General features: G+C 71.7%; 23 protein-coding genes. 13 read left to right on the plus strand and 10 right to left on the minus strand.

Features of this window, described 5'->3' with window-relative positions; all coding sequences use genetic code 11:
- The 3 genes from AB0J57_RS23665 to AB0J57_RS23675 form a co-directional block, all read right to left on the minus strand.
- Positions 1-867 carry an NAD(P)H-binding protein gene (locus AB0J57_RS23665; RefSeq protein ID WP_366130295.1) on the minus strand — a complete coding sequence of 289 codons (867 nt, stop codon included), beginning with the start codon at positions 865-867 and terminating at the stop codon, positions 1-3.
- A gap of 163 nt (positions 868-1,030) precedes the next feature.
- On the minus strand, positions 1,031-1,783 hold the full coding sequence (locus AB0J57_RS23670) for a phosphodiesterase (RefSeq protein ID WP_366130296.1): 753 nt from the start codon (positions 1,781-1,783) through the stop codon (positions 1,031-1,033).
- Positions 1,784-1,845: 62 nt separating this feature from the next.
- Positions 1,846-2,370 (minus strand): GNAT family protein, encoded by a 525-nt coding sequence (locus AB0J57_RS23675; RefSeq protein WP_366130297.1) that lies wholly within the window; start codon positions 2,368-2,370, stop codon positions 1,846-1,848.
- Between the two features lie 112 nt (positions 2,371-2,482).
- Here AB0J57_RS23675 and AB0J57_RS23680 point away from each other — a divergent pair, with 112 nt between their 5' ends.
- Positions 2,483-3,379, plus strand: a complete 897-nt coding sequence (locus AB0J57_RS23680) for an ABC transporter substrate-binding protein (RefSeq protein WP_366130298.1) — start codon at positions 2,483-2,485, stop codon at positions 3,377-3,379.
- Here the strand turns inward: AB0J57_RS23680 and AB0J57_RS23685 are convergent.
- Entirely contained in the window at positions 3,352-3,957 is a 606-nt protein-coding gene (locus AB0J57_RS23685) for a hypothetical protein (RefSeq protein WP_366130299.1), read from the minus strand. The genes AB0J57_RS23680 and AB0J57_RS23685 overlap by 28 nt on opposite strands.
- 303 nt (positions 3,958-4,260) lie before the next feature.
- On the opposite strand from AB0J57_RS23685, the gene hemL reads away from it, so the two are divergent.
- The 8 genes from hemL to AB0J57_RS23725 all read left to right on the plus strand — a co-directional run bounded on the left by hemL (position 4,261) and on the right by AB0J57_RS23725 (position 12,469).
- On the plus strand, positions 4,261-5,568 hold the full coding sequence (gene hemL, locus AB0J57_RS23690; RefSeq protein ID WP_366130300.1) for a glutamate-1-semialdehyde 2,1-aminomutase: 1,308 nt from the start codon (positions 4,261-4,263) through the stop codon (positions 5,566-5,568).
- Entirely contained in the window at positions 5,565-6,254 is a 690-nt protein-coding gene (locus AB0J57_RS23695) for a histidine phosphatase family protein (RefSeq protein ID WP_366130301.1), read from the plus strand. Before hemL ends, AB0J57_RS23695 begins: the two co-directional genes overlap by 4 nt.
- A 196-nt stretch (positions 6,255-6,450) precedes the next feature.
- Positions 6,451-7,686: a hypothetical protein gene (locus tag AB0J57_RS23700; protein ID WP_366130302.1), complete on the plus strand. Its 1,236-nt coding sequence runs from the start codon at positions 6,451-6,453 to the stop codon at positions 7,684-7,686.
- A gap of 78 nt (positions 7,687-7,764) precedes the next feature.
- Entirely contained in the window at positions 7,765-8,370 is a 606-nt protein-coding gene (locus AB0J57_RS23705) for a TlpA disulfide reductase family protein (protein WP_366130303.1), read from the plus strand.
- A gap of 18 nt (positions 8,371-8,388) precedes the next feature.
- A complete protein-coding gene (locus AB0J57_RS23710) occupies positions 8,389-9,150 on the plus strand; it encodes a cytochrome c biogenesis protein CcdA (protein WP_366130575.1) in 762 nt (253 codons plus the stop codon).
- A gap of 4 nt (positions 9,151-9,154) precedes the next feature.
- Positions 9,155-10,840, plus strand: coding sequence for a cytochrome c biogenesis protein ResB (locus AB0J57_RS23715; protein WP_366130304.1), 1,686 nt, complete (start codon positions 9,155-9,157; stop codon positions 10,838-10,840).
- Complete coding sequence (gene ccsB / locus AB0J57_RS23720) at positions 10,837-11,913, plus strand: c-type cytochrome biogenesis protein CcsB (RefSeq protein ID WP_366130305.1); 1,077 nt, start codon at positions 10,837-10,839, stop codon at positions 11,911-11,913. The genes AB0J57_RS23715 and ccsB overlap by 4 nt, the downstream gene beginning before the upstream one ends.
- Positions 11,914-11,950: 37 nt before the next feature.
- The gene (locus AB0J57_RS23725; RefSeq protein ID WP_366130306.1) at positions 11,951-12,469 is read left to right on the plus strand and encodes an SRPBCC domain-containing protein; all 519 of its coding nucleotides are present in this window, start codon (positions 11,951-11,953) and stop codon (positions 12,467-12,469) included.
- Between the two features lie 18 nt (positions 12,470-12,487).
- Here the strand turns inward: AB0J57_RS23725 and AB0J57_RS23730 are convergent, their stop codons facing one another.
- The 5 genes from AB0J57_RS23730 to AB0J57_RS23750 all read right to left on the minus strand — a co-directional run bounded on the left by AB0J57_RS23730 (position 12,488) and on the right by AB0J57_RS23750 (position 18,003).
- Entirely contained in the window at positions 12,488-14,032 is a 1,545-nt protein-coding gene (locus AB0J57_RS23730) for a hypothetical protein (protein WP_366130307.1), read from the minus strand.
- Position 14,033: 1 nt separating this feature from the next.
- Positions 14,034-16,106: a hypothetical protein gene (locus AB0J57_RS23735; protein WP_366130308.1), complete on the minus strand. Its 2,073-nt coding sequence runs from the start codon at positions 16,104-16,106 to the stop codon at positions 14,034-14,036.
- Between the two features lie 73 nt (positions 16,107-16,179).
- A complete protein-coding gene (locus tag AB0J57_RS23740) occupies positions 16,180-17,118 on the minus strand; it encodes a 2-oxoglutarate and iron-dependent oxygenase domain-containing protein (RefSeq protein ID WP_366130309.1) in 939 nt (312 codons plus the stop codon).
- Complete coding sequence (locus AB0J57_RS23745) at positions 17,111-17,566, minus strand: nucleoside deaminase (RefSeq protein ID WP_366130310.1); 456 nt, start codon at positions 17,564-17,566, stop codon at positions 17,111-17,113. The genes AB0J57_RS23740 and AB0J57_RS23745 overlap by 8 nt, the downstream gene beginning before the upstream one ends.
- 29 nt (positions 17,567-17,595) lie before the next feature.
- Entirely contained in the window at positions 17,596-18,003 is a 408-nt protein-coding gene (locus AB0J57_RS23750; protein WP_366130311.1) for a PLD nuclease N-terminal domain-containing protein, read from the minus strand.
- A gap of 89 nt (positions 18,004-18,092) precedes the next feature.
- Between AB0J57_RS23750 and AB0J57_RS23755 the strand changes: the two genes are divergently transcribed.
- Both AB0J57_RS23755 and mqnP read left to right on the plus strand, forming a co-directional pair.
- Positions 18,093-19,544 (plus strand): menaquinone biosynthesis decarboxylase, encoded by a 1,452-nt coding sequence (locus AB0J57_RS23755; protein ID WP_366130312.1) that lies wholly within the window; start codon positions 18,093-18,095, stop codon positions 19,542-19,544.
- Positions 19,541-20,443 (plus strand): menaquinone biosynthesis prenyltransferase MqnP, encoded by a 903-nt coding sequence (mqnP, locus tag AB0J57_RS23760; RefSeq protein WP_366130313.1) that lies wholly within the window; start codon positions 19,541-19,543, stop codon positions 20,441-20,443. The genes AB0J57_RS23755 and mqnP overlap by 4 nt, the downstream gene beginning before the upstream one ends.
- Here the strand turns inward: mqnP and AB0J57_RS23765 are convergent.
- On the minus strand, positions 20,433-21,056 hold the full coding sequence (locus AB0J57_RS23765; protein ID WP_366130314.1) for a rhomboid family intramembrane serine protease: 624 nt from the start codon (positions 21,054-21,056) through the stop codon (positions 20,433-20,435). The genes mqnP and AB0J57_RS23765 overlap by 11 nt on opposite strands.
- A 108-nt stretch (positions 21,057-21,164) precedes the next feature.
- Here AB0J57_RS23765 and AB0J57_RS23770 point away from each other — a divergent pair, with 108 nt between their 5' ends.
- Positions 21,165-21,839 carry a UbiX family flavin prenyltransferase gene (locus tag AB0J57_RS23770; protein ID WP_366130315.1) on the plus strand — a complete coding sequence of 225 codons (675 nt, stop codon included), beginning with the start codon at positions 21,165-21,167 and terminating at the stop codon, positions 21,837-21,839.
- A gap of 128 nt (positions 21,840-21,967) precedes the next feature.
- Positions 21,968-22,420, plus strand: coding sequence for an Lrp/AsnC family transcriptional regulator (locus AB0J57_RS23775; protein ID WP_084897975.1), 453 nt, complete (start codon positions 21,968-21,970; stop codon positions 22,418-22,420).
- Positions 22,421-22,445: the final 25 nt, after the last annotated feature.

The raw sequence follows: 22,445 nt of genomic DNA on the forward strand, positions 1-22,445 counted from the left end.
TCATTTCACCGGGGCGGTCCCGTCGAACGCCTCGGCGTGGTCGGCCGCCCACTGGGCGAAGGTGCGGGCCGGGCGCCCGGTCACCTCCTCGACGGTGCGGGTCAACGGCACCGGCGCGGCGGCGCACGCGCTCCAGTGGGCGAGCAGGGCGTCGGCGAATTCCGCCGGGACGTACGGCGCCACCGACGCCTTCCACTCCTCCGGCGTCACGGCGTTGACCGTGACCTCTCGCCCTGCCACCCGCCCGAGAATGGCGAGCTGCTCGGCGAACGTGAGCGCCTCGGGGCCGGTCAGCACGTGGGACGAGCCGCGCACCCGGTCGTCGGTCAGGGCGGCGTACGCCACGTCGGCGATGTCCGCCTCGTGGATCGGGTCGCCGACCGCGTCCGGATACGGAAGGTCCACGGCCCCCGCCGACCTCACCGCCGGGGCCCAGTACAGGGCGTTGGTCGCGAACGCGCCCGGTTGCAGGTACGTGACGTCGAACGATCCGTCGGCGGACGCGGCGGCCAGGGCGCGTTCGACCGCGAGGTGGGGCGCGGCGATCGCGTTCGCCCCGGCGTCGGGGGACAGGACCGCGCTGGAGGAGAGCAGCACGATGTGCCGGACGCCCGCGGTGCGGGCCTCGGCGATGAACGCGTCGATGTGCCGGGGGTCGGCGTACAGGAACACGGCCTCGACGCCGTCGAGCGCGGCGGGGAACGTCTCCGGGGCGCCGAGGTCGCAGCGGACCGTGTCGACGCCGGCGGGCGCGGCGAGACCGGCCGGGCTCGCGGAGGCGGCCCGGACCGGGACGCCCTTGCCGTGCAGCAGGGTGAGGAGGGTGGAGCCGACGCGGCCCCGGCTTCCGGTGACGAGAACGGTCATGGCGGGAAAGCCCCCAAGTAGCTTGTGCGAAACAGAATCTGCGTGACGCAGATAAATATCCGCAGGGCGGCACCCACCCGTCAAATCATTTCCGGCCGGGCCCGGCCGCCGTAACCGTGGCCCGGACCGGATGCACGGCGGCCGCCGCCGTGCCCGCCCTGCCCTACGGCACGACCCTGAAGTGCGTCGTCACCCTTCCGTCTGCCTCCACCACGTGGAACGCCACCCCGGGCGGGGCCACCCGGTCCGTCAGGCCCTCGCCGCTCTCCCACGGCAGGCGCAGCGTCGAGACGACGCCCGGCGCCACGAGCAGCGGCCTGCCCGCGAAGGTCGTGGCCGCGGGGGTGTGGGCGTGGCCGGTCAGGATGGCCGGGACGGTGGGCCGCCCCTCCAGCACCTCGGCGAGCCGGTCGGCGTTCGTCAGGTTCATCGGGTCGACGTAGGGGTGGTGGAGCAGGGCCGGCGGGTGGTGGAACGCCGGGATCGCCGGGGTGTCGCCCAGTTCGTCCAGTGTGCGGGCCAGCCAGTCGAGCGTCTCGTCGTCGAGGAGTCCCGCGTCCTCGCCGGGGATCGTCGAGTCGATGAGCAGCAGCGCGTGCCCGGCCACCCGGTGCAGCCGGTTGACCGGCCCGGTGTCCCCCTCCCCGCCGCCGTCCTCGCCCAGCAGCACCTTGCGGTACGCGGCGCGGTCGTCGTGGTTGCCCGGGCAGGTGAGGGCGGGCGCCTGCAGGGTGGCCAGCAGTCGCGCCGCCTCCGCGTACTCGTCGGGGGCGCCGTGGTCCGCGATGTCGCCGGTGACCAGCACCGCGTCCGGCCGCCGGGACAGCCCGTTCAAGTACGCGACGACGCGTGCCGCCCGCTCCGTCGCACGCTCGGTGCCGTCGAGATGCAGATCGCTGATGTGGGCAAGCAGCAAGGGAGCCCCCTCCGTCGGGCGGCGCGGCGCGGCGCGCCTAATGGTCAGGCGAGCCTAAAGCATTAGATCGCTTCCAGGTCCAGCCGCCAGTCGTTGCTCCGCAGCGGGTGCCCCGGCGGGTACTCGAAGTCGCGCTCGCCGAGCAGTTCGAAGCCCGCCTTCCGGCACACCGCGTTCGACGCGCCGTTGTCCACGGACGGGAACGCGTGCAGGTACCGGTGCTTGCGCGCCGCCCGGGCCCGCTCCGCCACGGCCACGGTCGCCGCCGTCGCGACCCCGCGCCCCTGGAAGCCGCCCAGCACGGTCCACCCCGTCTCGTACACCCGTATCCCGTCCAGGGTGTGCTCCCAGAAGCCGATCACCCCCGCCGGCACCCCCTCCGGCTCCAGCACGATCCGGAACATCCGTCCCGCCCCCGTCCGGTCCGCGCTCAGGTCGACGTACCGCTGGTGCCGCTTGACGAGCTGCTCCTCCGTCTCGGGCCCGCCCAGGTGGGCCATCAGCTCCGGCGCGTTGACCGCCCGGAGCAGGTCGAAGTCCCGCTCCGACCACGCCTCGATCCGTACCGGCGATGTGTCGCTGTCCATGTCCAGAACTGTAGGGCGGGGGTCTGACAACGAGGCGGTCTTGTGCGGGACCGCCGTCCGCACCAAGGTGGAGCGGAGTCCGGCCACGTGAGCAGGCGAGGGGAGCGCGGCTGTGTGGGAGTTCACCGACGACACGGAGCAGGCGTTACGAGTGGCTCACCGGCCGCGGCGCGTGGTGGCGTACGTACGAGCCGGCGCGGCCCTGCACGACCTGGGCGTGGCGCCGGTGGCCGTGTACGGATCCGGCCACGACGGTGACCGTCTCGATCCGGCCAAGGCGGGCGCCCTGGCCACGGCGGGCGTGCCCTACCTCGGTCCCGGCAAGGACCTGACGGACGACGCGCTGCGCGCCCTGCGCCCGGACCTCGTGGTCGACGTGACGTACGACGGCAAGAACCCCTACGCGGTGGACCGGCCGCTCGCCGCCCCGCTGCTCGTCCTCTCCGTCGGCGGCACGTCGCTCCCCGCGATCCTGTCCCGCTTCGGGGCGCTCGCGTCGGCCCTGCGCCCACCGGCGCCCACACCGGGCGACCGGACCGCCGCCCTGGGGGCCGCCGAGCGGGCCGTCCGCGAGGCCCTGGCCCCGGCCGCCGCCGGCGCCCGCGTCCTCGCCCTGTCCGGTGCCGACGCCCGGCAGGTCCACCTCGCCCGGCCCGGCACCTGGCCGGAGCTGTGCCACCTCGCCCGCCTGGGCGTCCGGCTGGTCGACCCCGCCGAGCTGGGCCCGGGCGGTGGCGTCAACTGGTTCACCACGGACTGGGAGCACGTCGCCCGGCTGCGCCCGGACCTGCTGCTGGTGGACACCCGGGCCCACGCCGCCCCACCGCCGGCCGGCACCGGTTGGGCCACCACCCCCTGGAGCCCCGAGACCCCGCCCAGCCCCGCCGCGTACGCCGGCTTCCTCCACGCCGTCGCCGAAGGCCTGACGGCTCACACCCGGAACGACACCGGGCACGGCACCCGGAACGACACCCGCAGCGATCAGGGCCACACCAGGCAGTACGGCTGATGCCCCGCCTCGTGCAGCCGCACGGAGAAGTCCTGCCATTCGTGCAGCAACTGGTACACGTTGAACGCGTCCCGCGGCCCGCCCCGGTCCGGGACGGTCGACCATATGAAGGCCGCCGCGCCCACCGATTCCTCACCGATGCCGCGCAGCGGATCGACCACGGTCGTGGGCAGCTTCACCACCGCGTAGTCGGGGTGCAGCACCACCAGCTCCAGCGGCGGCACCTTGTGCAGCGGCATCCCCTGGATGCCGGTCAGCACCATCGCGGCTATGGTCTCCGGTTTGATCTTGGTGAACATGCCGCCCATGCCGAGTTCGTCGCCGCCCAATTCCTCGGGCCGCATCGAGATCGGTACGCGGGCGGCGGTCGCGCCATTGGGTGCGCCGAAGTACTTGTAGGTCACCCCCATGCCCCGGCCACCCCCGCTTCCGCTGCCCATCGGCCCCAAGGAGGTCCTGTCCGGCGAGGCTTTGTCCACCTGCGAGGCTTTGTCCTGCTCGCGCCGGTGCTTCCCCCGCCGGGCAGGCTCAGGACCCAGGTCGTCGGTCCCCTCGCCCAGTCCGCCACCGCGATGCATATCTCCACCCGACTGCTTTTTAGGTAACACAGCCCCCGCCGCGCAACCCGATCATCGTGACAGTGACCTCCCCCGCGGACGTGCGGTGAAACACCTGTCCGCAAGAACGTCCGGGCCTCTGACACCATGGATTCCGTGAGCATTCCCTATGACGCCCCAGTTTCGCAGACCCGGAGGTCCGGCGCCTCGTCGTAAACAACGTCGCGGGCAGGCGAACCGTTCAAGGAAGGCCCACTGGCGTCGCCCCGGCCGCCATGCCCGAGCATTGCTGCCGTCAACTCGTTCTCGCAGGTCAGGACCAACGTGCCGTATTCATACGAAGCCCCAGTCTCACAGACGCTTTTCGACCGCGCGTCCCTCGTGACGCCCGGCGGCGTGAACTCTCCCGTACGGGCCTTCCGGGCCGTGGGCGGTACGCCCCGGTTCATGGTGTCCGGTACGGGTCCGTACCTCACGGACGCGGACGGGCGCGAGTACGTCGATCTCGTCTGCTCGTGGGGACCGATGATTCTCGGCCACGCGCACCCCGAGGTGATCGCCGCCGTACAGGAGGCGGTCTCCCGTGGCACCTCCTTCGGTACGCCGGGTGAGGGCGAGGTCGCGCTCGCCGAGGAGATCGTGGCCCGGGTCGCCCCGGTGGAGCAGGTGCGCCTGGTGTCGTCCGGCACCGAGGCGACCATGTCGGCGATCCGTCTCGCCCGTGGCTTCACCGGCCGCGCCAAGGTCGTGAAGTTCGCCGGCTGCTACCACGGGCACGTGGACGCGCTGCTGGCCGCCGCCGGCTCCGGTGTCGCCACCTTCGGGCTGCCCGACACGCCCGGTGTCACCGGTGCCCAGGCGGGCGACACGATCGTCCTGCCGTACAACGACCTCGACGCCGTGCGCCAGGCCTTCGCCGCGCACCCCGGCGAGATCGCCTGTGTGATCACCGAGGCGTCGCCGGGCAACATGGGCGTCGTCCCGCCCCGCGACGGGTTCAACCAGGGACTGAAGGACCTGTGCGCCGAGAACGGCGCGCTGTACATCTCCGACGAGGTCATGACCGGCTTCCGTACGTCGAAGGCCGGCTGGTACGGCGTCGACGGCGTCACGCCAGACCTGATGACCTTCGGCAAGGTCATGGGCGGTGGCTTCCCGGCCGCCGCGTTCGGTGGCCGCGCCGACGTCATGGCGCACCTGGCCCCGGCCGGCCCCGTCTACCAGGCGGGCACGCTGTCCGGTAACCCGATCGCCACCGCCGCCGGTCTGGCACAGCTCCGGCTGCTCGACGACGCCGCGTACGAGAAGGTGAACGCCGTCTCGCGCGAGATCCAGGGGCTGGTGACCGGGGCGCTGGCCAAGGAGGGCGTCGCCCACCGCCTCCAGACGGCGAGCAACATGTTCTCCGTCTTCTTCACCGACGCCGAGGTCGTGAACTACGACGACGCGAAGCAGCAGGAGTCGTTCCGCTTCACCGCGTTCTTCCACTCCATGCTGGCGCAGGGCGTCTACCTGCCGCCGTCCGCCTTCGAGTCGTGGTTCGTCTCCACGGCCCACGACGAGCGCGCGGTGGAGCGGATCGCCGCCGCGCTGCCCGCCGCCGCCCGCGCCGCCGCGGAGGCGACCGCATGAGCACCACCGGGAACGACGACATCACCGTCGTCCACCTGATGCGCCACGGCGAGGTGCACAACCCCGACGGCATCCTCTACGGGCGCCGGGCGGGCTACCACCTGTCCGAGCTGGGCCGGCAGATGGCCGACCGGGTCGCCGAGCACCTCGCGGGCCGTGACGTGACGTACGTCGTCGCCTCGCCGCTGGAGCGCGCCCAGGAGACCGCCCAGCCGATCGCCAAGTCGCACGGGCTGGACCTCGCCACCGACGAGCGGCTGATCGAGGCGGGCAACGTCTTCGAGGGCAAGACGTTCGGGGTGGGCGACGGCGCGCTGCGCCGGCCGTCCAACTGGCGGCACCTGACCAACCCGTTCCGGCCGTCGTGGGGCGAGCCGTACATCGACCAGGTCGTGCGGATGATGGGCGCGCTCAACGCGGCGCGTGACGCGGCGCGCGGGCACGAGGCGGTGTGCGTCAGCCACCAGCTCCCGATCTGGATCGTCCGCAGTTTCGTCGAGCGGCGGCGGCTGTGGCACGACCCGCGCCGCCGGCAGTGCACGCTCGCGTCCCTGACGACGTTCACCTATCGGGGCGACAAGATCGTCTCGGTCGGCTACAGCGAGCCCGCCCGCGACCTGGTCCCGCCGCACCTGCTGGCGGGTGCCAAGCCCGTGAAGGGCAAGTCCAAGGCCTTCGGCGCCTGAACCGGGCCCGGCCCCGAACCCCCGAACCCGGCCCGCCGGGGCGCACGTCGCCCGGTGGGCCGGGTTCGCGTGTAGTCGCCCCGTTACGCAGAAGATTATGTGGTAATCGGCGGAACCGTGCTCTTCCCGCGCCCCTCTCACAGAGTGCCGGTTTGGAACGTATGTCCGGCAACGAGCGAGCGCGGATGGGGACGATATGCGCGGGATCAGTCGAAGGGGCCTGCTGGGAGCCGGAGTTGGCGCCGCGGCCGCGATCGGGATCGGCGGCTGCGGGTTCGGCGGCGGCTCGGACAAGCCCGGGAACCAGCCCGGCAAGGGCGGCCAGGAAGGTACGGCCCCCGGCAAGGTAGAGGGACGTCTCATAGGCGACGGTTCCACGTCCGACACGGGAAAGCAGCCGAACCAGCCCGGCAAGCCCGTTCCGCTGGAGCCCGGGCAGACCCCGCCGCAGTTCGTGATCTTCTCCTGGGACGGGGCCGGCGAGGTCGGCAACGGACTCTTCCCGCGCTTTCTCGAACTCGCCAAGAACCACGGCGCGGCCATGACCTTCTTCCTGTCCGGGCTGTATCTCCTGCCCGAATCGAAGAAGACCCTCTACCGCCCGCCGAACAACCGCGCCGGCGCCTCCGACATCGGTTACCTCACCGACGACCACATCAAGCAGACACTGAAGTACGTCCGCGAGGCCTGGCTCGACGGGCACGAGATGGGCACCCACTTCAACGGTCACTTCTGCGCCGGCTCCGGCTCGGTCGAGAAGTGGACCCCGGCCGACTGGCAGAGCGAAATCGACCAGGCGGTGAAATTCGTCACCGAATGGAAGACCAACAGCGGCTGGACCGACCTCGACCCGCTGCCCTTCGACTACCGCAAGGAGCTCGTCGGCGCCCGCACCCCCTGCCTCCTCGGCCAGGACAACCTGCTGCCCACCGCCAAGAAGCTCGGCTGGCGCTACGACGCCAGCTCGCCCGGCGGCCACCAGAAGTGGCCCGTCAAGCGCCAGGGCATCTGGGACCTGCCGCTCCAGCAGATCCCCTTCCCGGGCCGTTCCTTCGAAGTCCTGTCCATGGACTACAACATGCTGGCCAACCAGTCGAAGAACACGACCAAGGGCATGCCGTCGCGCTATCCCGAATGGAAGAAGCAGGCCACCGAGGCCTACCTCGCCGGATTCAAGCGCGCCTACGAATCGAATCGCGCGCCCTTCTTCATCGGCAACCACTTCGAGCAGTGGAACGGCGGCATCTACATGGACGCCGTCGAAGAGGCGCTCAAGGGCATGGCCGGCAAGAAGGACGTACGGCTGGTGTCGTTCAAGCAGTTCGTGGACTGGCTGGACGTCCAGGACCCCAAGATCCTCGACAAGCTCCGCACGCTGGAGGTCGGACAATCGCCGGCGGGTGGCTGGAACACCTTCCTTAAGTCCGTCTGACATCGGGCTTTACGGGCAGCCGGGGGATAGTCAGGGGGGCGCGCAAGATCCCCGAAACGCACATGCGAAACTTTTCACATGAGCCTTAGCCGCGCCCCCCGAGGCCTCCTGCTCACCGCCGGCGCCCTGGCGGCCGCGCTCGCGCTGACCGCGTGCAGCGGCGACGCCAACGGCAAGTCCGGCGGTGGCGGCAACACCAACTTCGTCACCAACACCGGCGGTATCGACACCGTCGCCAAGGGCGAGCGCAAGGCCCCCAACGAGCTCGCGGGCCCGACCCTCGACGGCGAGCGGCTCGACGTCGCGGACCTCAAGGGCAAGGTCGTCGTCCTGAACGTCTGGGGCTCCTGGTGCGGCCCCTGCCGGGCCGAGGCGAAGCACTTCACCAAGGCCGCCAAGGACCTCACGCCCAAGGGCGTGGAGTTCGTCGGCATCAACACCCGCGACCCCAACAAGCAGCCCGCCCTCGCCTTCGAGAAGGACTTCGGCGTCCCGTACCCGAGCCTGTACGACCCGGCGGGCGAGCTCGTCCTCAACGGCTTCCCCAAGGGCACCCTCAACCCGCAGGCCATCCCCTCCACCGTCGTCCTCGACCGTGACGGGAAGATCGCCGCGCGCTCGCTCACCGCGCTCAACGAGGAGCAGCTCCGCAAGATGATCGACCCGCTCCTGGCCGAGAAGTGACGGAGCGCTGATCCTGTGATGCTCCTCGCCGCCGAACTGGGCCGCAACGAGACGGTGTTCAGCGGGGCCCTCCTGCTGGCCCTGCCCATCGCCGTGCTCGGTGGCCTCGTCTCCTTCTTCTCGCCGTGCGTCCTGCCCCTGGTGCCCGGCTACCTCAGTTACGTGACCGGCGTCACCGGCACCGACCTGGCCGAGGCCCGGCGGGGCCGGATGACCGCCGGTGCCGCCCTCTTCGTGCTCGGCTTCTCCGCCGTGTTCGTCTCGGGCGGCGCCCTCTTCGGCTACTTCGGCTGGACCCTCCAGGCCCACCGGGAGACGCTCACCACCGTCCTCGGGGTCCTGATGATCCTCATGGGGACCTTCTTCCTGGGGCTCATGCCCTGGTTCACGCAGCGCGAGTTCCGCTTCCACAGGCGGCCGGTGACGGGGCTGGCCGGAGCGCCGCTGCTGGGCGCCCTCTTCGGCATCGGCTGGACGCCGTGCATCGGCCCGACGCTCGCCTCCGTCAACGCGCTGGCCGCCAATGAGGCCAGCGCGGGCCGCGGGGCGCTGCTGACCGTGGCGTACTGCCTCGGCCTCGGTGTGCCGTTCGTGCTCGCCGCGATCGCGTTCCGCAAGGCGCTCGGCGCCTTCTCCTGGGTGAAGCGGCACTATGCGTGGGTGATGCGGGTCGGCGGCGGCATGATGATCGTGACCGGTCTGCTGCTGCTCACAGGTGCGTGGGACACCCTGGTGCAGGACATGCAAGGGTGGTCCGCAGGCTTCCAGGTGGGGATCTAGTTCCATGAGCAAGACAGAGGCGACGACCGAGCACGACGTGGCGGCGGCCGGCGAGCAGCTCTCCACCGCCCCCAAGGAGGAGCTCACCGGAGGCGGAGGCGGAGACGGAAGCGGTGGTCCGGCGCTCGGCGTCATCGGCTGGATCCGCTGGTTCTGGCGCCAGCTCACCTCCATGCGGGTGGCGCTGATCCTGCTGTTCCTGCTCTCCCTCGGCGCGATCCCCGGCTCGCTCATCCCGCAGAACAACGTGGACGAGCTGAAGGTGCGCTCCTTCAAGGAGGCGCACGAGACGCTCGCGCCGATCTACGACAGGCTCCAGCTCTTCGACGTCTACAGCTCGGTGTGGTTCTCCGCGATCTACATCCTGCTGTTCGTCTCCCTCATCGGCTGCATCGTCCCCCGCACCTGGCAGTTCGCCGGCCAGTTGCGCGGCCGCCCGCCCGCCGCTCCCAAGCGCCTCACCCGCCTGCCCGCGTACACCACCTGGCGCACCCAGGCCGCGCCCGAGGAGGTGCGCGAGGCGGCGCTGGCCCTGCTGAAGAAGCGGCGCTTCCGGGCCCACACGGCGGATGACGCCGTCGCCGCCGAGAAGGGCTACCTGCGCGAGGTCGGCAACCTCCTCTTCCACATCGCGCTGATCGTGATGCTGGTGGCGTTCGCCATGGGCCAGCTCTTCAAGTCCGAGGGCGGCAAGCTGATCGTCGAGGGCGACGGCTTCTCCAACACGCTCACCCAGTACGACGACTTCAAGTCCGGGTCCCTGTTCTCCACGGACGAGCTGGCGCCGTTCAGCTTCCGGCTCAACCAGTTCACCGGTACGTACGAGACCAGCGGCCCGCAGCGCGGCACGCCCCGCACGTTCGAGGCGGACGTCACGTACTCCAAGCCGGGCGGAGAGAAGAAGAAGAGCGTCATCCGGGTCAACGAGCCGCTGGAGATCGACGGCTCGAAGGTCTACCTGATCTCGCACGGGTACGCGCCCGTCGTCACCGTCAAGAACGGCAAGGGCGAGGTCGTCTTCCACGGTGCCGTGCCGCTCCTGCCGATCGACAACAACATCACCTCGACCGGTGTCATCAAGGTCATGGACGGCTACCGCGACAAGAGCGGCAAGAAGGTCCAGCTCGGCTTCCCCGCCTTCTTCGTCCCGACGTACGCGGGCAAGGGCCAGGGCCAGATGTTCAGCCAGTTCCCCGGGCTCGCCTTCCCCGCGCTCAACCTGAGCGCGTACCACGGCGACCTGCGGGTCGACGGTGGCCTGCCGCAGAACGTGTACCAGCTCGACACCAGCAAGATGAAGCCCTTCAAGGACGCGAACGGCGACATCTTCAAGAAGACGCTGATCCCCGGCGAGACCATGACCCTCCCGGGCGGAGCGGGCTCGATCACCTTCGAGAAGGAGATCAAGGAGTGGGCCAGCTTCCAGATCTCCCAGCAGCCCGGCAACGGCCTCGCCCTGGCCGGCGCGATCGTCGCCATCGCCGGGCTGGCCGGCTCGCTGTTCATCCAGCGCCGCCGGGTCTGGGTCCGGGCCGTACGGGGAGATGACGGCGTGACCGTCGTCGAGATGGCCGGCCTGGGCCGGAGCGAGTCCGCGAAGCTCCCCGAGGAGCTGGCCGACCTGGCCGCCACCCTGTACGCGCAGGCGCCGACCGCGCCTGACGGAGCCGATGAAGGGGCTGAGAAGTGAATCTCGCCGCCGCCACCAACGAGAGCCTGGCGGAGATGAGCAACGTCCTCATCTACTCGTCCATGGCCGTCTACACCCTGGCCTTCCTGGCCCACATCGCCGAGTGGGTCCTCGGCAGCCGCAGCAAGGTCGGCCGTACGGCGGCGGCCCTCACCGCGCCCGCCACGGCACAGGTGGGGGTGCAGGTGCGGGGCCAGGCCGGGGGCACCGCCGTCCTCGACAAGCCGCAGGTCGTCACCCGCTCCGCCACCGGCGCCCGTGACGTGCCGGACGGGCCGGGCGCGGCCGGCGGGGACGAGAAGGGCGACCTCTACGGGCGTATCGCGGTCTCGCTGACCACCCTCGCCTTCCTCGTCGAGGCCGCCGGTGTGGTCACCCGCGCACTGTCCGTGCAGCGGGCCCCCTGGGGCAACATGTACGAGTTCTCCACCACCTTCTCCACGGTGGTGGTCGGCGCCTACCTCGGCTTCCTCGTCGCCAAGAAGAACGTCCGCTGGCTGGGGCTGCCGCTGGTCACCACGGTCCTGCTCGACCTGGGCATCGCCACGACCTGGCTCTACACCGAGAGCGACCAGCTCGTCCCGGCCCTGCACTCGTACTGGCTGTGGATCCACGTCTCCACCGCGATCTTCTGCGGCGCCGTCTTCTACCTGGGCGCGGTCGCCACGCTGCTCTACCTCTTCCGGGACTCCTACGAGAACACGCTGGCGAACGGCGGCACGCCGGGCGGCTTCGCGCGCTCGGTGCTGGAGCGGCTGCCGGCCGCCGCGAGCCTGGACAAGTTCGCCTACCGCGTCAACGCGGCGATCTTCCCGCTGTGGACGTTCACGATCATCGCGGGCGCGATCTGGGCCGGTGACGCCTGGGGCCGCTACTGGGGCTGGGACGCCAAGGAGGTCTGGTCGTTCATCACGTGGGTCGCGTACGCCGCGTACCTGCACGCCCGGGCGACGGCCGGCTGGAAGGGCCGCAAGGCCGCGTACGTGGCGCTGATCGCCTTCGCCTGCTGGCTGTTCAACTACTACGGCGTCAACATGTTCGTGAACAGCCTGCACTCCTACGCGGGCGTGTGAGGTAGCGCTCGTCCCGGGACCGCGCGAGGCTGGATACATGGCCGAACAGATCCCTCCCGGTATCAGCGAGAGCCACGGCGACACCCACACCGTGCGGTTCGTGGTCCCCCTGTCCCACCCCGAGGAGCGCGTCTGGCTCGCCCTGACCACCCCCGGCGGGCTGCGGGGGTGGCTCGCCGAGGCGGAGGTACTCCAGGGCCGGCTCGGCGGGGCGGTCACCCTCCGCTGGCTGAACACACAGCCCGCGACCGTGGTGTCCGGCACGGTCACCGCGTGGGACGTGGAGCGGATCGTCGAGTACACGGTCGAGGTGCACGGCCGGATGCGGTTCCACCTGGAGCCGGGCGGCGGTCCGGGGGCGACCGTGCTGCGGTTCACCAACGAGTTCCGGGGCACGGACGACCTGCGGCTGGACTGCCTGGCCGGCTGGCACGACCACTTCCTGTACCTCCTCGATCACCTGGACGGCCGCCCGGCGGACTGGCCGGCCTGGTCCCAGGAGCGCTGGCAGGAGCTGCGCGACCAGTACGAGGCCCGGGACTTCGGCGCGACGTAGGTCCTGTGCGGCCGGTGCCTACCGCTTGCGCGGCGGCATGCAGTCGCCGGACGGGGGCTTGCCGTCCGGCCAGGCGATCTGCACGAACCGGGGCGTGTCCCGCGTCAGCTCCACGATCGGCACGGCCTTGTTGTGCGGATTGCCGTGGTTGTCCAGGCAGATCCAGCCGCTCGCGCCCTCCACCCGCAGCTCGCCCGTCACCTGGGGCCACTGGAGCCCCACGTCCTTCAGCGCCGGCAGCTTCCCCCCGACCGTCGACTGCCGGATCGCGCGCACGGCCGTCGCCATCGCGTCGTACGCGATGATCGCCTGCCCGTCGGAGAGCTCCACCGGCCCCACCGGACCCACCTGCGCCGTGCGCACCGCGTCCATCATCGAGCGGAACCGCTGGTACGCCGCCGGTGTCCCGCCCCTCTTCGGGACCGTCCGGCCGGGGGCCTCCAGCCAGGCGTCCGGGTGGGCCAGTGCGGCGTACCGGACGGTCAGGCCCTTGCCCAGGGCGTTCCGGTCGAGCTTGGGATCGGCGCCCAGGTAGGAGCCCTCGTCACCGGTCAGCACGGTGAACGGCTTGTGGGTGCAGCCGCGTGCGCCCAGCGCGTTGACGAACTGCCGGAGCTGGGTGTGGCGCCCGGCGAAGTAGACGGTGTCCGCGCGGGTGGTGCACAGCAACTGGGTGATCTGCTGGAAGGTGTTGGCGGTGGGCCCCTCGTCCGTCGGGTCGTCGGGGGAGGTGAACACCTGGGGCTGGTAGGGGGACTTCGCCAGCAGCCCGGAGAAGGCCTCCTTCAGCGTCTCCGTGTAGTGGTCGCCTTCGCGGGTGTCGTGCACCAGGATCGCCTTCGCCGCGTCCACCCGGCCGTAGTTCGCCAGCGCCCGGGCCTCGTCGCTGTTGGTCGGGGACACCCGCGCGAGACCGGGGAACGGCTTCCTGTCGGGGCCGTTGGTGAGGTCGTCGGCGGTGATGGTGGTGCCCACGACCGCGATGTCCTTGCCCGTCAGGGCCGCCACCGCCTGCCGGACGGGGGCGCTGCTGGTCGCTATGCCGGAGACCGCGCGCAGGTGGTGCGGCGCGCCGGTCATCCCCTTCAGGGCGTCCACGGCCGTGCGCCAGTGGACGTTGCCGTTGCCGGTGTTGGCGAGGACCAGCCGGATCTTCGGGACCATGTCGTTGGACTTGTTGTTGGCCTCGTACTGGAAGGCGAACGCGCCCTGCACCTCGTGCAGGATCTTGGTCCGCATCGACGGGCTGGTGGACGTCAGCGGCAGCAGCAGCGCCACCGTGGCGTACGTGCCCGGCTTCAGCGGCTTGTTCTGCTCGCCGATGGCCCTGGCGACTTCGGTCAGCGCGTCGACCTCGAAGTCGTACCCGTCGCCGGAGACCCCGACGCACTCGTCGCTCCCCTCCGGGCGCGCCACGCCCGCGGAGCAGGAGCGGTCCTCCGGGGTGGTCAGCCGGCCCACGGCGTACACCGTGCCCCAGGCCAGCAGCGCCAGCACCAGCACACTCGTGACGATCTTCTGCCGGGTCGTGTAGAAGACCCGGTAGCGGAGCGGATTGGGCACGTCAGACTCCGTCCTCCCGGCCCGGCGGCACCGTGAGGCCCCGCCAGGCACGGATGTCCCTCGGCCAGTGGGTGGCCGCGTCCCACAGCGGACTGGTGCCGGTCAGATGCCGGCCGGAGAGCTGGCGCAGCTCGTGCACCAGCTTGTCGACCACGTCGTCGTCCGGCAGGGCGAGCGGGTCGGTCAGCAGCCACACCGCGTGCAGCAGCCGCCGCAGGCACAGGTGCAGGGCCGTCGCGTCGGCGTCCAGCCCCTCCGGCAGCGGGCCGGCGGGGTCCTCGCCGAGCGCCACCGCGCGGCGCGGATCGGGCCCGGTGCGCTGCTGTTCGCGGGGGTAGGGGGCCGAGGCGATCACCCGCAGCCGGTCCAGCCAGCCCAGGACGTCCGGGCCGGGGAACGTCAGGCGCAGCTCGGTCACCGCCTCCTCGGCGCGGCCCAGCGCCAGCTCCTGCCGGAGGCGGTACGGGGTCGGGCCGGGGCCGTAGTGGCGGTGCAGCGTCTCGTGGACGGCGCGCCAGGCGGCGTGGGCGGGCGGGTCGGCGTCGTGGAACCGCAGCCGGTGCAGCAGCAGGGCGCGCAGCAGCGGGTCGGCCACGAAGTGCCCGTCCCCGCCGGGCCAGCCGTCCGCCCGCAGCGCGTCCCGCACCAGCAGCGCCATGTCGCCCTCCACCGACGCGCCGCGCAGCCGGGTGCGGGCCAGCACACGGGCCGACTCCTCGTCGTGGGCGGCGGCCAGCACGGCGGCCACGTCCGGGCGCAGCCCCGGCGGCAGCAGCTCGGCGAGCAGGGTGTCCGCGACCGGTACGGCGGCGGCGTCCTCGCGCAGCTCCACCGTCAGGTCCAGCAGCGCGCCCGGCGTGAGCGCCCCGCGGTCCGCCGCCGGCACCTCGCCCGCCGCCCGCCCCAGCAGCGCCACGCCCAGCGGGCGGCCGCCCGTCAGCCGGTGGACCGCCCGTGACAGGTCGGCCGGGGTGCGGCCCGCCGGGTCGTACCGGTCGAACACCGCCCGCGTGTGCGCCGCGCTCAGCGGGGTCAGCTCCACGGCGAGGATGCCCGACGTGATGTCCGGGCCCCGGGGGCAGGGCGCCCGGTGGGCGACCTCCGGCAGTTTCGTCCGGGTCGCCCGGCGCAGCCCCTCGTGGTCGCGGTCCCGGGACGCGGCCATGATCACGAGCTGGTCGCGCTGCCCGGCGCTGCGGTCCCGCAGGACCGGTTCGACCAGCCGCCGGCCGAGCGGCAGGTGGGCGTTGTCCAGCAGGAGGACCGGGCGGCCGCGCCGGGTCCCGCGCCGGGTGAGGCCCACATAGGCCTGGCGTACGTCCTCCACGAGCGCGCCGACCAGGAACCCCTCGGCCTCCTCCCGGCGGCGCCCGCCCTGCTCGAAGTCGACGGCGAGCTGGTGCAGCCCCAGCTCGCCCCGCCCGCCCGCGTTGCGGTACGCGCCGTACCAGGCCTTGGACTTGCGCTGGAAGCGGCCGAACACCTCCTCCAGGACCGTCTCGACCGTCGCCTCGGCCAGCAGCCCGGCGAGCGGCGCCGTCGACTCGGCGGCCGTCGCGGCCAGTTTGGCCAGCACCTTGGAGACCCACGTACCGGCGGCGCCCTTGGCCTCGTCGACGGTCGCCAGGACCGGGCCGAGGCGCTGGAGGTCCCGCCGCGCCCGGTCGTCGTCCTCCTGGGACCAGCCGGTGACGGCGACCGCCGCCAGGCCCAGCGCGAGGCGCGGGAACTCCACCGGCCTGGCCGACAGCACGCGGGGCGAGAGCTGCACGGCCAGCTCCGCGAGCGCGCCGGTCAGCGGGTTCCAGCCGGGCCCGTGGTCGAGGGGCGGTTCGATGTGCGCGCAGTCCAGCAGCGCGAGCGGGGTGCCGCCCCGGTAGGCGTTGCGTATCTGCTTGAGCAGCGCGGTCTTGCCCATGCCGCGTCCGCCGGTGAAGACGGTGACGGGCGGATCGTCGCCGTGCTCGTACCCGGCGGGGGCGAAGCTGTACGGAGTGAGTCCGGTCAGCCGCGCGGCCAGACCGGACTCGTCCAGGACCGCCTCGCGGCCGTACAGCTCTCTGTCCACCGCCACCCCCCGTGACTCACCGTCAAGTCAAGGTTACTTTCGAAGCATTGGGCGTGTGAGGGGTCGGGGGAACCGTCACTCAGTCGTGATGGCGTGTGATGGCGTCGAGCTGCCCGCGCAGGTACGTGTGCGAGTCGGTGCCCCGGACGTCGGTGCCGGGGTCGCACTCGTAGAAGTACACCAGCGACATCAGCTCCTCGGTGGGGACGTCGGCGGGCGGCGGCAGCACCCGGTGGCGGCCCGAGCGCCAGCGCCCGCCGGTCCAGAAGGCCATCAGGTCGCCGATGTTGATCGTGAAGGCGTCCGGGTCGTACGGGGCGTCCTCCCAGCCGCCCTCTTCGGTGAACACCTGGAGCCCGCCCCTGCCCGCCTGCCGGTCCAGCACGGTCACGGTGCCGAAGTCGGTGTGCGGACCGATCCGGAACTGGCCCGGCTCCGGCTCGCCGAGCACGTCCCGCCCCGGATACCAGTTGATGTTGAAGCCCCAGGTGGGGTGAGCGGTGTGCCGGGTGAAGAAGGCCTCGTCCTCGCCGAGCGCCACGCCCAGCAGCCCGAGCAGCCGGTCGGACAGCTCCCGCATCCGCGCCAGGTACTCCTCCACCAGCGGCCGCAGCCCCGGTACCTCGGCCGGCCAGGTGTTGGGCAGGAACCACTCCGCGTCCACCTCCGGGTCGCCGGTCGGCTCGTCGGCGGCGAACGAGAGCGACTCCTTCAGGTCCGGCGGGCTCGCCGTCCCCTCCGCGTACGCGTTGGCCTCCGCGCCCGGCCCGAGCCAGCCGCGCCCGCCGACCTTCACGGCGTACGGCTCCTTGACTCGCGCGTCCAGGTGGAAGAACCGCCGCGCCTCCTCCCGGATCGCCGCCCGCAGCGCCGGGTCCACCCCGTGCCCGGTCACCAGCAGGAACCCGGCGGTGCGCAGCGCCCGGTCGACGGTGCGGGCGGTCGCGGCCCGGGCGGCGGGGTCGCCGGAGAGCCAGGGGGCCAGGTCGATGGTGGGGATCCGTCGTCGCTCACTCATCGCCGATGTCCTCGTTCCAGAGCGCCGGGTGTTCCCGGATGAAGTCGCGCATCAGCGCCACGCACGCCGGGTCGTCGAGCACCAGGATCTCCACGCCGTGCCCGGCCAGCCAGTCGTGGCCGCCGTGGAAGGTCTCCGCCTCGCCGATCACGACCCGGGAGATCCCGAACTGCCGCACGAGCCCGCTGCAGTACCAGCAGGGCGACAGCGTGGTGACCATGGTCGTCCCCCGGTACGACCGCTGCCGTCCGGCCGCCCGGAACGCGGCCGTCTCGGCGTGCGTGGACGGATCACCGTCCTGTACGCGGCGGTTGCGCCCCCGCCCGAGGAGCGTGCCGTCCGCCCCGTACAGGGCGGCCCCGATGGGGATGCCGCCCTCCGCGAGCCCGGCGCGCGCCTCGGCGACGGCAGTCTCCAGCCACCGCCGTGCCTGCTGCTGATGGTCCATGGCGGGTACCTTCCCCGCCGGGGGGACCGCTACTTCTCGGGGCCGCCTTCGCCGCCGTCCTGCTGCTCGCCCTGCTCCTTCTTCTTGAGCTCCTCCTCGCGGCGGCGCAGGTCGGCCTCCCAGTCCTTCAGGAGCGACTCGTCCTTCTTGTTCTCCTCGCGGAGGGACTTCAGGAACTCGGGGTTGTCGTCCGGGGCGACCCACTCGGTGCGGTGATTCCGGTGCCATTCGGAGGGGGTGCGGCCACCGGCCGGGGCGTGGCGCATCTTCCCGGCGGCGAACCAGACGATGGGGCCGACGACCCAGAAGAGCAGGATGATGAAGATCCAGGCCAGCTTCGGCAGGTGCTTGGCCTCGTCCTCGGGGGTGTTCAGGCAGTCGATGAACGCGTAGATCGTCAGCGCCAGCGGCAGGATGTACAGCAGTGCCCTGAGCATGTGGGACAGCCCCCTGGAAGCCTTGGCGGGGCGCGTTTCGTCAGCCCCGGTGACATACCCAGCCTAGCCGGTGGCCGATACTGGGCCCCATGGCTTACGACGATCTCCGCTCGCTGCTCAGGGCGCTGGAGCGCGAAGGCGACCTCAAGCGCATCAAGGCCGAAGTCGACCCCTGCCTGGAGGTCGGGGAGATCGTCGACCGGGTCCAGAAGTCCGGCGGGCCGGCGCTGCTCTTCGAGAACGTCAAGGGCTCGGCCATGCCGCTCGCGATGAACGTCTTCGGGACCGACCGCCGGCTGCTGAAGGCCCTCGGGCTGAAGTCGTACGACGAGATCAGCGCCAAGATCGGCGGGCTGCTGCGGCCCGAGCTGCCGCACGGCTTCGTGGGCGTGCGCGAGGCGTTCGGCAAGCTGGGCGCGATGACCCACGTACCGCCGAAGAAGGTCAAGGACGCGCCGGTGCAGGAGGTCGTCCTCACCGGTGACGACGTGGACCTGGACAAGCTCCCGGCGCTCTTCACCTGGCCCAAGGACGGCGGGTCCTTCTTCAACCTGGGCCTGACGCACACCAAGCACCCCGAGAACGGCATCCGCAACCTCGGGCTGTACCGGCTCCAGCGCCACGACAGTCGCACCATCGGCATGCACTGGCAGATCCACAAGGACAGCCGCAACCACTACCAGGTCGCCGCCCGGCGCGGGGAGCGGCTGCCGGTCGCGATCGCGTTCGGGGCGCCCCCGGCCGTGACGTACGCCTCGACGGCGCCGCTGCCCGAGGACATCGACGAGTACCTGTTCGCCGGGTTCCTCCAGGGCAAGCGGATCGAGATGGTCGACTGCAAGACCGTGCCGCTCCAGGTCCCGGCGCAGGCGGAGGTCGTCCTGGAGGGCTGGCTGGAGCCGGGCGAGATGCTCCCCGAGGGGCCGTTCGGCGACCACACCGGCTTCTACACCCCGCAGGAGCCCTTCCCGGCGCTGAAGATCGACTGCGTGACCATGCGGAAGCGGCCGCTGCTCCAGTCGATCGTGGTCGGCCGCCCGCCGACGGAGGACGGCCCGCTGGGCCGGGCGACGGAACGCTTCTTCCTCCCCCTGCTCAAGATCATCGTGCCGGACATCGTGGACTACCACCTGCCGGAGTCCGGCGGCTTCCACAACTGCGCGATCGTCTCGATCGAGAAGAAGTACCCCAAGCACGCCCAGAAGGTCATGCACGCCATCTGGGGCGCGCACATGATGTCGCTGACCAAGCTGATCGTGATCGTCGACGCCGACTGCGACGTCCGCAACATGCACGAGGTGTCCTGGAGGGCCCTCGGCAACACCGACTACGCCCGCGACCTCACCGTCGTCGAGGGCCCGGTCGACCACCTGGACCACGCCTCGTACCAGCAGTTCTGGGGCGGCAAGGCGGGCATCGACGCCACGAAGAAATGGCCCGAGGAGGGCTACACGCGCGACGGCGGCTGGCCGGACATGGTGGAGTCCGACCCGGCGACCGCGGCGCTGGTGGACCGCCGCTGGAAGGAGTACGGGCTGTGACCGCCCAGGCGGCGGCCGTCCCGCAGCCCGGGGGCACCCGGGCGTTCCTGCGGCTGGTGATGATCGAGCACTCGGTCTTCGCGCTGCCCTTCGCGTACATCGCCTCCCTCACCGCGATGTTCCGGGCCGACAGCTCCGTCCACTGGCTGGAGCTGCTCCTGGTGACCGTCGCGATGGTGGGCCTGCGCACCTTCGCGATGGCCTGCAACCGGATCATCGACCGCGAGATCGACGCCCGTAACCCGCGCACGGCGGGCCGCGAGCTGGTCACCGGCGCGGTGTCCGTCCGCTCGGCCTGGACCGGGGCCCTGGTCGCCCTCGTGGTCTTCCTGGGCGCGGCAGCCCTGCTGAACCCGCTGTGCCTGGCGCTCGCGCCGGTCGCCGTCGTGCCGATGGTCGTCTACCCGTACGGCAAGCGCTTCACGAACTTCCCGCACGCCATCCTGGGCCTCGCCCAGGCGATGGGCCCGGTCGGGGCGTGGATCGCGGTCACCGGGGCGTGGTCGTGGGAGGCGGTGATCCTGGGCCTCGCCGTGGGAGTCTGGATCGGCGGCTTCGACCTGATCTTCGCCTGCCAGGACGTCCAGGCCGACCGCGCCCACGGCGTGAAGTCCGTCCCCGCCCGCTTCGGCATCCCCGCCGCCCTGTACGGCGCCCGTGCCTCGCACGTGGTCACGACGGGCCTGCTGGCCTGGTACGCGCTGGCCACCGGCGCGGGCGTGTTCTTCTGGGCGGGCCTGGTGATCGTGGCCGTCGCCTTCCTCTACGAGCACACGATCGTGCGCCCGCACGACCTGTCCCGGCTGAACCGGGCCTTCTTCACCACGAACGGCTTCATCGGGATCAGCCTCTTCGTGTGCGCGCTGGCCGACCTGCTGGTGCGCGGCCTCACGGTGTGAACCGGGGCGCCGCCCCGCGCGGGCGCCGGCGGCGGAAGACGAACGCGGCCGCCACGCCCGCCAGCAGGCCGAACAGGTGGCCCTGCCAGCTCACGCCCGCCTGGGTGGGCGATATGCCGAGCAGGATCGTGCTGCCCCAGATCGCGCCGATCAGCAGGCCCACCACGATGTGCATCGGCTTGCGGTCCACGAAGCCGCGCACCAGCAGGTAGCCGAAGAGGCCGAAGATCAGGCCCGACGCGCCCGCCGTGACGCTGTACGGCGGCGACACCAGCCACACACCCAGGCCGTCGACGACCACGATCAGCGCGGCCACGCCCAGGAAGCGCCGGATGCCGCCGAGCGCGGCGAGGAAGCCGAACACCAGCAGCGGGACGCTGTTCGCCGCCACGTGCCCGAAGCCGAAGTGCAGGAACGCGGCCGGGACCAGGTCGCGCAGCTCGACGACCTCCCGCGGCGAGATGCCGTACGCGTCCAGGGCGTGGCCGGTCGCCAGGTCGACGGCCTCCAGCAGCCACAGCAGGGCCACCCAGGCGAGCATCAGCGCGGCGGCCGCCTTCACCCGGTCGGCGCCGGTCCGGCCGGTGACGTCGCCCCGTGTCGTACCTGCCATGGCGGCCCCCTGTGGTGATGCGCGTCTCCCCCCGGAAACGTCCGGGGCACCTCACTCGGTTCCGTACCGGCCGGTTCCGTACCTGTCCGGCCGGATAGGCTCAGCGGCGTGGAGCCGGTAGAAGTGCAGCGTCGCCCGTGGGTCGTCGGGGTGTCCGGGGCGTCAGGGACCCCGTACGCCGCCGCCGTCCTGCGCGGGCTGCTCGCCGCCGGGGAGAGCGTCGACCTGGTGGTGTCCCGGGCGTCCCGGCTGACGCTGCTGGACGAGACCGGGATCGCGTTCCGGGACGCGCACTGGCGCGAGGACCTCGCCGAGTGGCTGTCGCGGGGCGCGGACGGGAAGCCGGGCACCTTTCCGGTGGACGTGTCGGACGTACGGCACTGGGCGGCGGGCGACCTCGCGGCCGGGCCGTCGTCGGGGTCGTACCCCGTCAAGGGGATGCTGATCGTGCCCGCGTCCACGGCCTGTGTGGCGGGGGTGGCGCTCGGCCTGTCGAAGGACCTGTTGCAGCGGGCGGCGAGCGTGACGCTGAAGGAGCGGCGCCCGCTGGTGGTGGCGGTCCGGGAGACCCCGCTGAACGGGCAGACGCTCAAGCACCTGGTGGCGCTGGACGAGGCGGGTGCCGTGGTGCTGCCGGCCTCTCCGGCGTTCTACGCGGGCGCGACGCACATCCAGGACCTGGTCGACTTCGTCGCGGGCCGGGTGCTGGACGCGGCGGGCGTGCCGCACCGGCTTTACCGCCGCTGGAAGGGCGAGCTGGGCGGTGGGTCACGTGAGGACTAGCGCGTCCCGGCCGTATGAGCCTCCGCGGTCGTGTACAGGATGAGGGTCATCTCCTGACGGGCCGCTGTGCGCCTTTGTTTTTACAATCAAACGTGCTGTGTTGCTGAACAATGGAAGGCTTCAGGTATATGGACGCCGTGGATAGGCAGCTCATCCAGGCCCTTCGCGAGAACGGCAGGGCTTCGTACGCCGAGCTCGGCCGGCTCGTCGGGCTCTCGGGGCCCTCCGTCACCGACCGCATCAACCGCCTGGAAGCGGCGGGCGTCATCACCGGCTACCGCGCCACCGTGGACTCCGCCTCCCTCGGCCTCGGCGTCACGGCGCTGATCGGCATCTCCCTCTCCGACGCCGCCGACCACGAGGACGTGGCGCGCCGGCTGCGGGACCTGGCCGAGATCGAGGACTGCTGGTTCATCGCGGGCGACGACTCGTTCATGCTCAAGGTCCGCGCGAGCGACGTCGACGGCCTGGAGAAGACCATCCGCCGGCTGTCGGGGACGAAGGGCGTGTCCCGTACGCGTACGACCATCGTGCTGTCCACGAAGTGGGAGAACCGGGTCGGCGACTTGCCCGAGGAGTAAGGGGCGTACGGTGGTGGAGCCCGAT

This window comes from Streptomyces sp. NPDC049837 (genome assembly GCF_040674455.1).
Lineage (GTDB): Bacteria > Actinomycetota > Actinomycetes > Streptomycetales > Streptomycetaceae > Streptomyces.